This window comes from Oceanobacillus rekensis (assembly GCF_002153375.1).
GTDB lineage: Bacteria > Bacillota > Bacilli > Bacillales > Amphibacillaceae > Oceanobacillus > Oceanobacillus rekensis.
Genome location: NZ_MTBQ01000002.1, coordinates 196590 through 210197, shown reverse-complemented (window position 1 = coordinate 210197; position 13608 = coordinate 196590). Strand labels below are relative to the sequence as shown.

The 13608-nt window shown below is 39.9% G+C and carries 14 protein-coding genes; 5 read left to right on the top strand and 9 right to left on the bottom strand.

Annotated elements, in window-relative coordinates; genetic code table 11:
• Positions 1-88: 88 nt before the first annotated feature.
• From BV906_RS04970 to BV906_RS04960, 3 genes are all read right to left on the bottom strand, one after another.
• Positions 89-1024, bottom strand: a complete 936-nt coding sequence (locus BV906_RS04970; RefSeq protein WP_087972348.1) for an endonuclease I family protein — start codon at positions 1022-1024, stop codon at positions 89-91.
• A gap of 167 nt (positions 1025-1191) precedes the next feature.
• Entirely contained in the window at positions 1192-2361 is a 1170-nt protein-coding gene (locus BV906_RS04965) for a toxic anion resistance protein (RefSeq protein ID WP_087972347.1), read from the bottom strand.
• 15 nt (positions 2362-2376) lie between these two features.
• On the bottom strand, positions 2377-3003 hold the full coding sequence (locus BV906_RS04960) for a 5-bromo-4-chloroindolyl phosphate hydrolysis family protein (protein WP_087972346.1): 627 nt from the start codon (positions 3001-3003) through the stop codon (positions 2377-2379).
• A 161-nt stretch (positions 3004-3164) separates the two neighbouring features.
• Here BV906_RS04960 and coaW point away from each other — a divergent pair, with 161 nt between their 5' ends.
• A complete protein-coding gene (gene coaW / locus BV906_RS04955; protein ID WP_087972345.1) occupies positions 3165-3965 on the top strand; it encodes a type II pantothenate kinase in 801 nt (266 codons plus the stop codon).
• A gap of 62 nt (positions 3966-4027) precedes the next feature.
• On the opposite strand, the gene BV906_RS04950 is transcribed toward coaW, so the two are convergent.
• Positions 4028-4786, bottom strand: a complete 759-nt coding sequence (locus BV906_RS04950; protein WP_087972344.1) for a polyphosphate kinase 2 family protein — start codon at positions 4784-4786, stop codon at positions 4028-4030.
• A 155-nt stretch (positions 4787-4941) separates the two neighbouring features.
• A complete protein-coding gene (locus BV906_RS04945) occupies positions 4942-5214 on the bottom strand; it encodes a DUF3006 domain-containing protein (RefSeq protein WP_087972343.1) in 273 nt (90 codons plus the stop codon).
• A gap of 254 nt (positions 5215-5468) precedes the next feature.
• Here BV906_RS04945 and BV906_RS04940 point away from each other — a divergent pair, with 254 nt between their 5' ends.
• Both BV906_RS04940 and BV906_RS04935 read left to right on the top strand, forming a co-directional pair.
• Positions 5469-6746 (top strand): MBL fold metallo-hydrolase, encoded by a 1278-nt coding sequence (locus BV906_RS04940; RefSeq protein ID WP_087972342.1) that lies wholly within the window; start codon positions 5469-5471, stop codon positions 6744-6746.
• Entirely contained in the window at positions 6724-7032 is a 309-nt protein-coding gene (locus BV906_RS04935) for a DUF3006 domain-containing protein (RefSeq protein WP_245843898.1), read from the top strand. Before BV906_RS04940 ends, BV906_RS04935 begins: the two co-directional genes overlap by 23 nt.
• Positions 7033-7138: 106 nt before the next feature.
• On the opposite strand, the gene BV906_RS04930 is transcribed toward BV906_RS04935, so the two are convergent.
• The 4 genes from BV906_RS04930 to pdxS form a co-directional block, all read right to left on the bottom strand.
• Positions 7139-8038 (bottom strand): sulfurtransferase, encoded by a 900-nt coding sequence (locus tag BV906_RS04930; RefSeq protein ID WP_087972340.1) that lies wholly within the window; start codon positions 8036-8038, stop codon positions 7139-7141.
• Between the two features lie 70 nt (positions 8039-8108).
• Positions 8109-8291: a CsbD family protein gene (locus BV906_RS04925; RefSeq protein ID WP_087972339.1), complete on the bottom strand. Its 183-nt coding sequence runs from the start codon at positions 8289-8291 to the stop codon at positions 8109-8111.
• A 93-nt stretch (positions 8292-8384) separates the two neighbouring features.
• Complete coding sequence (pdxT, locus tag BV906_RS04920) at positions 8385-8978, bottom strand: pyridoxal 5'-phosphate synthase glutaminase subunit PdxT (RefSeq protein ID WP_087972788.1); 594 nt, start codon at positions 8976-8978, stop codon at positions 8385-8387.
• 81 nt (positions 8979-9059) lie between these two features.
• A complete protein-coding gene (gene pdxS, locus BV906_RS04915; protein ID WP_087972338.1) occupies positions 9060-9947 on the bottom strand; it encodes a pyridoxal 5'-phosphate synthase lyase subunit PdxS in 888 nt (295 codons plus the stop codon).
• Positions 9948-10076: 129 nt separating this feature from the next.
• On the opposite strand from pdxS, the gene pdxR reads away from it, so the two are divergent.
• Positions 10077-11486 (top strand): MocR-like pyridoxine biosynthesis transcription factor PdxR, encoded by a 1410-nt coding sequence (pdxR, locus tag BV906_RS04910; protein ID WP_087972337.1) that lies wholly within the window; start codon positions 10077-10079, stop codon positions 11484-11486.
• Between the two features lie 688 nt (positions 11487-12174).
• Complete coding sequence (locus tag BV906_RS04905) at positions 12175-13608, top strand: alanine/glycine:cation symporter family protein (RefSeq protein WP_087972336.1); 1434 nt, start codon at positions 12175-12177, stop codon at positions 13606-13608.

Genomic DNA, 13608 nt, shown 5'->3' with positions numbered 1-13608 from the left:
CGTACGTCCTTAAACGGCCCCTTGCTTTTTTTGTACAGAGATTTATTCATCCGACAAAAACCGGAAAGTGACAGTGTCACACTACTATTTACTGACCTGACAACAGCATCCCATAGACAATCTCTCGCATTTCTTCAGGAAAATCGATAAAAGGATTACGATTTCCTTGGATTTTGAAAATTGCTTGATTACGGTGTTTTTCATACAAATCCGGTGGGAACTTCTGATGCCAGTCCAATAGAAGATCGACATCTATCTTTTCTAGATATTGATTTTCTATATCATCAGGATACCGAAGCAGAAAATAAAGCATTGCTCGGGCAACCGCACCTTTTCCATATTCCGGTTCAAATAAACGATCCTCTGCTTTACCACATGCTGTACGTACGCGATTAGATGTTATTTCCTCCGGTTGGTACTCTACAAAGTCAAAGTATGGGTAATTGCTTCGAAAAGAATTACACTTTGGTTCACATGTAAATAGATGATGAATATCGCCCCGCATTGGTTCTTCTTCATTGAACCAGGATTGGGGGACAACATGTTCACAATTATAAGGAAACTCTTTTTCAATTTGAGTGAGTTGGGCATCTATTAAATTCTTATTCGAATTAAACATTGTATCCATGCTGCTCTGCCGCTTCAAAGAGGTTACATAATCTTCCTGGATTATCTCCTCCGGTTTGCGGTTTTTTCCTGAATAAATGCTGGTGAGATTTCCATCCGGTTTTAAATCAACCCAGGGATATACATATTCACTGGGATCATATCGAACTTGATTGGTGTGGGTTTCCTGGAGTAATTGTTGCAACGATTCAATTGTATTTCTGTTAGGTTTATCCAACATGATTGATTGATAATATTGCTCTTTTTCTTGCTGATCCTGTTCCGCGTTATAATATTCTTTTTCATCCTGCTGTAGAGTAGCAATGTTTTCTTTAAGGTTAGAGATGAGGGTACCAAGGCGCTGCCGATCGATTTTCACTGGGAGTAGTCTTTCAGTCTGCTGCTGGGTGAGTATCATCTGGATTCCTCCTTAATTTTAACTATCCATTCTAATCCTCTTTACAAGATGGCAATATGTTAAAAATTTCTCTATATAGATTGATTCAACTCTTTTCCCGAAAATCCTTCAATTTAATTGTTAAAATAAATTTTCAATTATTCGGTTGTATGAGTAGTTTCATTTTACTACCGCAGTTCGAGCAGTTTTTGTTTGAGCTCCTCTTCCATACCACTTAATTCTTTTTCGGCCAGCTGACGCTTTTCGCGTCCTTCTGTTTGGATATGAATCGTTTCTTCTATTGTAGAAACAAGATGTTCCTGGGTTTGTTTCAATGTCTCAATGTCAATAAGGCCTCGTTCATTTTCTTTTGCCGTTTCGACTGTATTTGTTTTGAGCATCTCAGCATTTTTCAAGAGTAAGTCATTGGTTGTTTTCGATACTTGTTTTTGTGCTTCGACAGCACTTTTCTGGCGCAATAATGTAAGTGCAATGGCAACTTGGTTTTTCCAAAGTGGGATTGCAGTCAGGATCGATGATTGAATCTTTTCGACCAATGCCTGATTTGTATTCTGCATAAGTCGAATCTGTGGTGCACTTTGCATTGTAATTTGTCTGCTGAGCTTTAAATCATGGGTCCGTTTTTCGAGACGATCAGCAAATTGCATCATGTCATTCACTTCCTGAAAATCCATCTGACTTCGGCTCTGTTCTGCTTTTCTTCTTAGCTCTGGAATCGTTTGGTTCTCTAATTCCTCAAGCTTTACTTCACCGGCAGCGATATAAATATTCAGGGCGTCATAATAATCTCTGTTTTTATCAAATAACTGCTCCAACATGCCGTTATCTGACATTAATGCATCCTTGCTTCGATCCAACTTTATACTGACCCGGTCAATTTGTGCACCTGTTTTTTGGTACTTGGATAGAATCTCGTTCACGGAACCAGAAACTTTGCCAAATACACGGGATAGTAAACCACGCTTTTCAGCTTTCAGTTCCTCTGGGTTAACCTGTTCCAGTTTTTTCATTAAATCCGTAAGTATGGAGCCAATCTCACCAACATCTTTGTTTTGAACATGTTCCAACATGCCATGAGAAAACTCCAATAGTTTTGATTGTGCCTCTGTACCATATTGGGCAATCGACTGATTATTTTGCGGGTCAATTTGTCCGGCTAGTTGGATTGCCCGCTCCCGATTTTCTTCCGTTAGTTTATTAATTAGTTTGTCAGGCTTGTCCGGTTGTTGATTTTGTTGTGTTACTGTCGGTGTTGAGGCATCATCCTTCTTTTCGCCAAACGGATTAGCAAGTAAATCATCTATTTTATCTGCTTTGTGTTCGTTTTGTTGACTCATTTCGTGAACCTCCTGTTATTTCTTATTTGTCCTGCCAATGGACTGTTTGGCCACATCGAGTTCAAAATGCAATGTGTCTATGTCATCATCAAGCATAATATGCAAGTCTTTTTTGATTGTTTCACCAAGCATTCCCACGGTCTGGCGGGTGTCTTTTAGTGATTTTTCCATTTCTCTTGTTTTGGCTGGCTGGGATGATAGATATGCATATTTCTCAGCGAGTTCCACAAGGGAATCAAGATGATTGTAGAAAAATCCCTCTGCCTGGTAAAAGCGCTTTGGTTCTTTCTTGGCATTCGTATATATTTTTTGTGCAGTTCGAGCAATTTCTAAATTTTGCTTGGCATGCTGCAGTGACCGTACTCGGAATAAAGCCTTTTGCAGGCGCGATATTTTCTGTTTTGCATCTTTTAGATTATTGTCGATATATTTATATTCTCGTCTCGTCAGTCCATTAACGATTCCAAATCGATAATTCAAGATTTGCTTAGATGTCAGGTAAACAACCGTACCACCAGCAACCGCGAATAAACTTGAGAGTAGTAAGGTTTGTCCAAAAGCGAAAAAGCAGACCAACCACGTCGAAACTGTACCAAGGAAACCTGTCATTGACTGAATCATAAATTGAAACACAGCCCTCACATCTACCAACTCCTATATATAATCTCGTAAGATAATTAATTATAACTTATAACCCTATTATACAATACGAAAACAACGAACAAAAGGTTTCAAATTGTCGAATGGGGACGTGTGGGATATGATAGTGGGAAATTGTATTGTTGAATTGGGGGATTGTATTCATGAGATTAATCGGAATTGATGCTGGAGGTTCACTTATAAAGATAGCTTACGTCGAAAGAGATATTCTTCATGTTAAAACCTATCCAAACCTGGAAACAGAAAAACTTCTTCAATGGCTGAAAAGTGTGGCTCCTGAGGCGACATTGCGTGTGACAGGGGGAAAAAGCGGTCAGCTGGCGACTGTTGCAACACAAAAATGCCGCCAAATAGATGAATTTCAGGCACTAGTAGAAGGTACACGTTATTTGCTAGATCTGGAAAAACATAGTCCGAGTGCTGAATATATTGTGGTGAACGTTGGGACGGGGACATCGATTTTCCATGTCACACCAACTAGTTTTGAACGATTATCGGGAAGCGGAGTTGGTGGAGGTACATTAATGGGGCTTGGTTCCTTGATTACAGGCGAAAAAGATTTCCTTAAGCTCTTAGAATTAGCCGCAAAAGGAAATCACAATAATAGCGATTTATTAGTAAAAGACATCTATGCTCCTGATGATGCCCCCATTTTCGGTGAACTCACTGCATCAAATTTTGGTAAGGCAAATTACAACGAGAATGCAAACGCCGCTGACCATATGGCTGCACTCATGCAGTTAATTGGTGAGACGCTCATCTTACTCGCCGGTCAAGCAGCTCTAGCAAAAAACGTTAAGAAAATTATTTTTATTGGCAGCACATTGGATGGGAATAAAACACTGCAACATGTGTTAACCAGTTTTCAAGACCGCATACCGTATGAACCTGTTTTCTTGAGCAGTGGTGCATACGCCGGGGCAATCGGTGCTTTGCTTTTATAGAAGCAAGCAGTGGGTGGAATGATCCATTATAAAGTCGGGATAAACTTAAAACTTTGCCCGGCTTATTTCTCAAACAAAGAATAATCCGGTAATTGGATACTAGCATCTTTTAAATAATTTTCTACTTGTTTAACCGTTTTTTTCAAAACCTTTATGCGTGCATAACGTTTATTATTTCCCTCGACAACGATCCATGGTGCATGATCCTGGTCGGTCTTTCGCAACATTTCCTCTGCAGCAGTTTTATATTGCTTCCATTTTTCCCGATTTCTCCAATCTTCATCGGTAATTTTCCAGCTTTTCAGTGGGTCATTTTGACGTTCTTCAAAGCGCTCCAATTGCTCTTCTTTTGATATTTGGATCCAAAATTTCAATACAATATAGTGATCATCTGACAATAATTTTTCAAAATGATTAATTTCATCATATGCACGCTTCCATTCTTTATTTGTCGCAAACCCCTCAATGCGTTCAACTAATACCCGGCCATACCAGGAGCGGTCAAAGACGCCAATTTGTCCGTATTGGGGAATTTTTCTCCAAAACCGTTGCATATAATGATAGCGCATTTCATGTGGCTTTGGTGCGGAAATCGGGTGTACCGCAATTCCTCTTGGATCCACTTCAGAAGTAAGTCGTTTAATTGCGCCTCCTTTCCCTGCAGCATCGACACCTTCAAATGCGAGAATCAAACCAAGATGCTCATCCACAATTTTCCGTTGTAAGCTCATAAGCCGTTTTTGATACTTATTCTTTTCTTTTTTATATGTTGCCTTATCCATTTTTTTATTAAGCTTTAGGTTACTTAAGTTGGTTTCCATTGGAATTTACCTCCTTGTTTCGGTACACTGTCACTTCTCGGTTTTTATCGAATGTAATATTCAACATTCAAAGTAATGGTTTCATTGTTTCTATTCATAAACTCATCCTACTTCTTTATTTTTCCTAATTCGTCGCAAGGTAAACATTTTATTATTCAAGGAGTGACAGGCACCAGTTCGGGTACTAGTTCAATTGTGAGGTGGGTGTTTTCTTGGGTGTTTGGTGGGAGGAGTGTTTTAGGCAGGATAATTTCTTCTCCCCATTCTTCCAGTAGAATGACTGCCATATCGTTTTCGAATCGGTCAATGAAGCCGATATAACTAATTTTGGTTACATTTTCCTGTGAAAATACAATGTTGGTGAATAACATAATTGCTAGTATTCCTGCTATTACCGTGAATTCAAACAACCTATGACTCTTGTTCATAGAATCGTCTCCTTCCTATCTCTCATTATGCAGAATCTCCTGGTATATTTCATCTTCGTAAAATAGCATAATCAATATTCTGAACGGCTTGAAAATGTCATTTTATCTATAGTTAAAATAAGATAGTTACCTTTTTTAACGAGCATAAAATGCTATTTTACATAGATTTTAAAAGCATCTGTATAAAATTGCATAGCCATTGTCGATCCTTTTTGATACGCTTAAACGGAATGTAAGTCTATGGAGGTATGTAATTGAATATAAGATTTTTACTAATGATCATACTCACTGTTCTTCTCGTTGCATGTGGACAGAGTCAGATTCAGGACGAAGCAACACCAGCAAATGAGGTGAATCAGGATGATCATCAGAACGAGGTTCCAGCAGAGGAAGTTCCAGAATCTGAGGAGGAATCCCAAACTACGGAAACTACCAATGAGGATGCTCCAGCAGAAGTTGATGTTAGCCAAGCTACCACACTATCGGATTTAATGGTTCATTATATTGATGTAGGTCAGGCGGATGCAACGCTTTTTCAGTATTCTGATGGAGAACAAGACTATACAATTCTCTTCGATACAGGGGACTGGCGAGGAAATGAGGTTGTAAATTACCTCCAGTCACAGCATGTTTCCTCCATTGATTTGGTTGTTGTTAGCCACCCGGATGCTGATCATATCGGACAGCTTGATTCGGTGATGAATACATTTGATGTCGGCGAGGTTTGGCTGTCGGGGAATGAAAGCTCTTCACAGACATTCCAACGCGGTATTGAAGCGGTTATAAATAGTGGTGCAGATTTCCATGAACCCCGAACAGGCGAGGAATATGAAATTGGACCACTTGAAATTGATGTCCTTTACCCATCCAGCATTTCTGGTAAGTCGAATGAGGAGTCTGTTTCGTTGCTTTTCACATATGGAAGCACTAAATTTTTATTCACAGGTGATGCCGCAAGAAGCGATGAATTGAAAATGATGAACAGTGGAATAGATATCCAGGCAGATATCCTTCAACTTGGGCATCACGGGTCAAACACATCCAGTGATCCTTCCTTCATTAATGCAGTCAATCCGTCTGTTGCCATATATAGTGCTGGAAAAGGTAATAGTTATGGGCATCCAAGTACTGAGGTTGTTTCACTCATTAAAAATTCAGGGACCCGACTTTACGGGACAGATGTACATGGCACCATTATTATTACTTCCGATGGGGAAAACTATAACATTGAGACAAATAAGGACGGTACGGTGAGCCCCGGCAGCACAGCTTCAACTACACCGGCAGAATCGGATGTTGAAGAAGAACCTGATTCTGAAGACTCCAGTGAAGTTCCTGCAGACAGCTCCTGCATAAATATTAATACAGCTTCCGCCAGAGAGGTTCAAAGTATTATCCATATTGGACCAGCACGAGCACAGGACGTCATTGATTTACGACCATTCCAGTCCGTTGATGATTTAGATCGGATTAACGGGATAGGACCAGCGAGAATTACAGATATAAAAAGTGAAGGAATCGCATGCACATAAAAGAATTGAGGAGTTGATAGGTAAGATGAAAGGAATTCTTGATCGATTTGAAGGTGACAAAGCAGTTATTTTAATAGAAGAAAATAATGCGGAGCTTGTTATTAAAAAAAGTGAATTACCCGTGGGCAGTGACATCAACACAGCTTTTCGTATGGAATCAAGTAATGGCAGCTATAATATACTTTCGATTGATACGAGCAAAACCGATGCCGAAGCTAAGAAATCATCAGACTTAATGGCAAAACTCCGATCCAAAAGCAGCGGGAGTAAGTTTAGGAAAAATTAGGTACCTGTCACTCCCCGGACTTTGTCGAAATAGGGCACTAAAAAAGGGTTAGCTTTGAAATGTGGAATACCCACAAATTAGAGCTAACCTTTTATTTAGGTTAGCTTTATTTTTCAACCTTGTCCAATGGTAGTGATGGATCTGCTGTCCATTCGGTCATGGACCCATCATACATTGCTACGTTTGTTTGACCAAGTTTATTTAAAATAAGAGCGTTCCACGTTGCAGCAATTCCGCTTCCGCAATAAGTAATAACTTTTTTACTTGGATCAAGTGCACCGACTTCTTCAAATTTTTTACGCAACTTTTCCTCATCATGAAGTTCTTTTGTTTTTATATCAGAAAGTTCTCCAAAGAATACATTTACACTACCAGGAATATGGCCGCTTCGGGAGTATGTATTTGTTTCTCCATTAAAATCAGCTTCACTTAAACTATTCAGCAGAATTACATTTTCATCATTCAGTGCATTTTTTACATCTTCTTTTGTTGCTAAAAGTTCAGGACGGCGTTCTCCAGAGTATGTTGCAGTTGGATAAGATCCTGGCTCCGTTGTAACTGAACGCCCTTCTTCACGCCACTTAGGAAAACCACCATCAAGAACGGCTACATTGTCAAAACCTTCGTAGCGCAATTGCCATGCAAGACGGGAAGCCCAGTCAGAGGCAATAACAGAAGCACCAACAACAGCTTCACCTTGATCATAAACTACCACGTATGTATCATCACCAACACCTAGTTCACTAATTTTCTTTACAAATCTGTCTCTCGATGGGACAGTGAATTTATATTCTGAATCTGGGTCAGAAAATTCTCCAAGTAAATCAGCATAAACTGCACCAGGAATATGACCTTTTTCATATGCTTCCTTACCTGACCAAACATCATAATATCCCCCTTCAGCAGGTTGTTTTAAAAAAGTTGTAGCATCCAATAATCTCAATTTAGGATCTTCTAGTCTTTCCGCTAACCATTCCGTATTCACAATTAAAGGGACTTTACTCATCAATATTCCTCCTCTTAACATCAAATTAAATAGCCAATGGAAAAGACCCAGTGGCTATTTAATCAAAGTACTATTTATTATGCTTATTTTTTGTATCTCCTATACTATCCTGTACTTCGCCTTTTGTTTTATCAAGTTTTCCTTCAGCCTTTTTGCTGGGATCATCTGTTGCAGTACCCCATTGGTCTTTTGCCTCACCCTTAATTTTATTCCCTACACCTTTTGCTTTCTCTTTAAAACCATTGTCTGACATCTAAATCCCTCCATCAAAAGTTAGTATATTATTTACTTACCCTGCTGAAGAAATCTAAAACACCTGAGTCTGCCTCTAAGTTTCAATCATAATTCAAGAAGTGACAGGCTCTTCAAATGAAGAGGCAACCATTTCTGCGAATAATTTTATAAATCTCGTATCCTTTGTCAGTTCAGGATGAAAAGAAGATACGAATAGATTTTCTTGTTGTGCTGCTACAATTTTCCCGTCAAAAGTGGCTAATACTTCCACATTATCACCAGCATATTCAATGTATGGTGCGCGGATAAACACGGATGGAAATGTACCATCTATACCTTTCACTTCCAAATCGGCTTCAAAGCTATCACGCTGTCTTCCATATGCATTCCGCCTGACTTTTATATCCATTAACCCGAGATGGGAATCCGGTGAATCTGCAATCTCTTTCGCAAGAAGCACCATCCCTGCACAAGTTCCGAGAATTGGTTTACCAGCTTGCGAGAATTCCTGCAAGGGTTCGAGAAAACCATATCTGACAATAAGGTTTTTAATTGCAGTACTTTCTCCTCCTGGTATGATCAATCCGTTAATATCATTTAACTGCTCAGGATTTTTCACACTGATTCCATGGAGTCCCAGAGCTTCAATCTGTTTTAGATGTTCTTGCACCGCACCTTGTAGCCCAAGAACACCAATTGTCATGATTCCTTCCATACAGACCCCCCCTTTACATTAACTATCTATATTCGACAAATTTTAAGGAAGTGACAGGCACTGTTCGGTTTTCTACCAGCCTCGTTCTTGCATTCTTTCTTCTGCTGGTAGTTTGGAGATGTCGATTCCTTTCATTGGGCTACCTAGTTCTTTTGATAGTTTTCCAATTAATTCATAGTCATTATAATAAGTAGTTGCCTGAACAATGGAACTAGCGAATTTCTCCGGGTTTTCTGATTTGAAGACACCGGATCCAACGAAAACACCATCCGCGCCAAGTTCCATCATTAAAGCAGCATCTGCTGGTGTAGCGACTCCACCTGCAGCAAAGTTAACAACAGGAAGCTTTCCTTCCGCTCTAATTTGCTTCAATACATCATATGGGGCACCAAGTAATTTCGCCTCTGTCATTAATTCATCATCGTTCATGTGTACAACTTTTCGAACCTGTGCTTGAACTTTTCGCATATGACGGACAGCCTCGACAATATTTCCTGTTCCTGGCTCCCCTTTAGTACGAAGCATCGCAGCACCTTCACCAATACGTCTTGCAGCTTCGCCTAAATCACGGCATCCACAAACGAAAGGAACTGTGTATGTACTTTTCAAAATATGATATTCCTCATCCGCTGGGGTAAGTACTTCACTTTCATCTATATAATCGACACCCATTGCTTCGAGTATTCTCGCTTCCACTATATGCCCAATTCGAGCTTTTGCCATTACCGGAATCGATACTGCATTCAATACTTCTTCCACAATACGTGGGTCAGCCATTCTTGCTACGCCACCAGCTGCACGAATGTCAGATGGTACACGTTCCAATGCCATTACAGCTACTGCACCTGATGCCTCCGCAATTTTCGCCTGCTCGGCATTAATGACATCCATTATGACGCCGCCTTTTTGCATTTGTGCCATTCCTCTTTTTACTGTTTCGCTACCTACTAATTTTTCCATATTCCCATTCATCTCCCAAATCTTAGTTTGTAATTTTCTAATATGTCATTTATTATAAAGGAATGTGATCCCATTGAAAGTGCCAGTTTCATAAAAACTAACAAGGTCAGCTAGAGAGGAAGTAAGAAAATGGAGATGTTATCCTGTCATTTAAACCGTGATACAGATATACCGTTATACGAGCAATTGTATAAGTATATAAAAAAAGAAATTATTGAAGGAAGATTATCATTTGAATCTAAGCTACCATCTAAACGAAAACTGGCTGATTTCCTCCACATTAGTCAAAACACGGTGGAGGCTGCATATGATCAATTAATCGCAGAGGGTTATCTGGAATCCCTCCCGCGAAAAGGTTATTTTGTATTAGCTAGTGAAGATTTAGAATATGTGCAGCCTGTTGATGCAAAAAAGAATCCAAAATTTGAACAGCAAGAAGAGAACTATTCTTCGATTAAATACAATTTTCATCCAAGCTGGGTTGACACAGAGAATTTTCCTTTTGAACAATGGCGGAAATACGCAAAAAATACAATCGATAAACAAAACCATTCGCTGCTTTTACTTGGTGATGCACAGGGAGAAATCAAACTTCGCGAGGAAATCTCCCAATATTTGTACCATGCTCGTGGGCTGCAATGCTCCCCAGAGGAAATTATTATTGGGGCTGGCATTGAGATTTTACTACAGCAGCTTCTGCTTTTATTTAAAACAGATACGGTCTATGGTGTAGAGGATCCTGGATACCATTTGATTTTGCGTATGTTGAAAAGTTATCCAAACGAAGTGTACCCGCTTGAAGTTGACGAGGAAGGTATACAGGTCGAATCAATTGAGAACACTAACCCAAATGTTGTTTACGTAACCCCTTCACATCATTTTCCTTATGGTACCGTACTTTCCGTTAATCGGCGGACACAGCTTTTAAACTGGGCTACCGCGGAAGCGAATCGTTATATTATTGAGGATGACTATGACAGTGAATTTCGCTATAGTGGAAAATCGATTCCTCCCTTGAAAAGCATGGATCAACAGGAAAAAGTAATTTATTTAGGTTCTTTTTCTAAATCATTGATTCCATCACTAAGAATTAGTTATATGGTTTTGCCTAAGTCGCTGTTGGAGCGGTATAGGGATGAACTTTCCTTTTATCATTCTTCCGTTTCACGAATCGACCAACACATACTTGCACGATTTATGCGAGAGGGTGACTTTGAGCGGCACTTAAACCGGATGCGGAAAATTTACCGACGGAAACTGGAAAAAATTATTGAGCTGTTAAAGCCATATGAAGATACAGTGTCCGTGGTTGGTGAGCGGTCAGGGTTGCATATTGTTCTTGCTGTGAAAAATGGAATGAGTGAATCAGAACTTGTCCAGAGAGCCGCTGAAGCAGCTGTAAAGGTCTACCCATTTTCTGCCTATTCCATGGGAAAAGGTGATGAAAGTCCTCCTAAAATCGTCCTTGGCTTTGCCGGTATCACGGAAGAAAAATTAAAAATCGCAACAGAAACACTACTAACAACCTGGGAACGATAAAAATTGCTATAGCGGTGTCTAGCGGTGCCTGTCACTCCCTGAGTTTTGTCGAAAAATATGTCTATAAATCCATTTTCTTCCTTATTATTTTTATTGCCCTTACCGCTTTTTGCCTGTACAATTTCTAAGTAGCACAATTTTTCACTACGATACTAATTTTCTGTCTAAATTGCTTAGGTTTTAAATCAAATTAAATAGGGAATTTTCGACAAAAGAGATGTACTAGGTATCTTAATGAATCTCCACCAATATTTTGTGAACCTGTTTATGGACCTGTTGCGAACACTCGCCTATTATTTCCAAAGCGGAACAGACAGAATTCAACAAAAACCGTGGAGTGAAAATATCCAAAAGTGGAGGCGACCGTTTAGGAGCGATTAGACTGCGCCCCACAGGACGTGGGGTGGTTCAACGTTGGGACTGCGGTTACTCGCCCCACCAAAAGACCAGCCACGTGATGTGGCGTTCTTGTTGAACATTCCCTCGTAGAAGATAAAGGAAACACGGCGAACGGAGTGAGTCGATGTTGACTTTCACCCAAGGGTATAAGTGCGACCAAGCCTCATGCCTTGGTCACTCGGCAAGTCTTCTTTATCGAACGAAGGTGTCAGGAAGTCTATGAGCTCCTGGGAGCCGGAACTAGCCGCAACTCGTATCGTCGGCACTAAAAAATAGGGAGTGTATGAAGTTGGAATTTTTAGAGTATATTGTTGGAGTCATGAATGATTTTTTATGGAGTTATATTTTAATTATTGTTTTAATTGGTTTGGGACTCTACTACACGATTAAAACTAATTTTGTCCAATTCCGAACAATTCCTGAAATGTTTCGGGTAATTATGGACAAGCGGACATTTGATAGTTCGGGTAAAAAAGGAACTAGCCCATTCCAGGCATTTGCTATCAGTGCTGCATCCCGTGTAGGTACAGGGAACATGGCTGGTGTAGCTTCGGCTGTTGCACTTGGTGGACCGGGAGCATTATTCTGGATGTGGCTGATTGCCCTTTTAGGTGCAGCATCAGGATTTGTGGAAAGCACGCTTGCACAAGTGTACAAAGTTAAGGATGATAATCAGTATCGCGGTGGTCCTGCATACTACATTGAAAAAGGTTTGAAGAAAAGATGGCTTGGTATTGTATTCGCGGTCACTATTACATTTACATATGGCCTTGTATTTAACTCGGTACAATCCAATACGATAAGCCTTGCTTTTGAAGGGCAATTTGCGTTGGATTCTAGAATCGTTGCAGTTGTATTAGTTATTTTGACAGCTCTCGTTATTTTTGGCGGACTAAAAAGTATTGCAAATGTTTCCCAGATTATTGTTCCAGTAATGGCGATATTATATGTTGTACTAGCACTCGTCGTTCTGTTTATGAACCTTTCTGCTGTGCCAGATATGTTTGCACTTATTTTTGCAAATGCATTTGGTATTCAGCAAGTTGCTGGTGGTGGATTTGGTGCTGCTATTATGATGGGCATAAAACGTGGCCTATTCTCCAATGAAGCTGGTATGGGTGCTGCACCAAATGCAGCTGCAACTGCGGAAGTAAGCCATCCAGTAAAACAAGGCCTCGTACAAGCATTAGGTGTATTTTTCGATACGATCCTTGTATGTACGGCAACAGGATTTGTCATTCTGTCTGCTGGTGGATTTGCCGGTAGTGAGGCTGACGGGATTCAAATAACCCAGAATGCTTTTACACAAATGCTCGGTGATTGGGCAGGTGTATTTATCGCCATTGCCATCTTCCTCTTTGCATTCAGCTCTATTTTAGGTAACTATTATTATGGGGAAAGTAATATTGCCTATATTAAAGAAAGCAAGACTGCTTTATTTATCTACCGAATTATTGTTCTCGCAATGGTTGTATTCGGAACACTCGCTTCCTTCGATTTAGTTTGGGCACTTGCAGATCTGACAATGGCAATCATGGCATTGATTAACCTGTATGCCATTACAAGACTTTTCAAGCTAGCAAACCGTCTTCTCAAAGACTACATGCAACAACGTAAGGAAGGAAAAGACCCCGTGTTTTACAAAGATTTGCTCGATGACCAAGAAGGTATCGAATGCTGGGATCGTAAAACAGAAAGTACAAGCAAGCCTGAAGATAAATAA

Excerpts from the sequence above, each read along its gene's own strand:
- BV906_RS04970 (WP_087972348.1), bottom strand. The coding sequence starts at position 1,024 with ATGATACTCACCCAGCAGCAGACTGAAAGACTACTCCCAGTGAAAATC.
- BV906_RS04965 (WP_087972347.1), bottom strand. The coding sequence starts at position 2,361 with ATGAGTCAACAAAACGAACACAAAGCAGATAAAATAGATGATTTACTT.
- coaW (WP_087972345.1), top strand. The coding sequence starts at position 3,165 with ATGAGATTAATCGGAATTGATGCTGGAGGTTCACTTATAAAGATAGCT.
- BV906_RS04950 (WP_087972344.1), bottom strand. The coding sequence starts at position 4,786 with ATGGAAACCAACTTAAGTAACCTAAAGCTTAATAAAAAAATGGATAAG.
- BV906_RS04945 (WP_087972343.1), bottom strand. The coding sequence starts at position 5,214 with ATGAACAAGAGTCATAGGTTGTTTGAATTCACGGTAATAGCAGGAATA.
- BV906_RS04930 (WP_087972340.1), bottom strand. The coding sequence starts at position 8,038 with ATGAGTAAAGTCCCTTTAATTGTGAATACGGAATGGTTAGCGGAAAGA.
- BV906_RS04925 (WP_087972339.1), bottom strand. The coding sequence starts at position 8,291 with ATGTCAGACAATGGTTTTAAAGAGAAAGCAAAAGGTGTAGGGAATAAA.
- pdxS (WP_087972338.1), bottom strand. The coding sequence starts at position 9,947 with ATGGAAAAATTAGTAGGTAGCGAAACAGTAAAAAGAGGAATGGCACAA.
- pdxR (WP_087972337.1), top strand. The coding sequence starts at position 10,077 with ATGGAGATGTTATCCTGTCATTTAAACCGTGATACAGATATACCGTTA.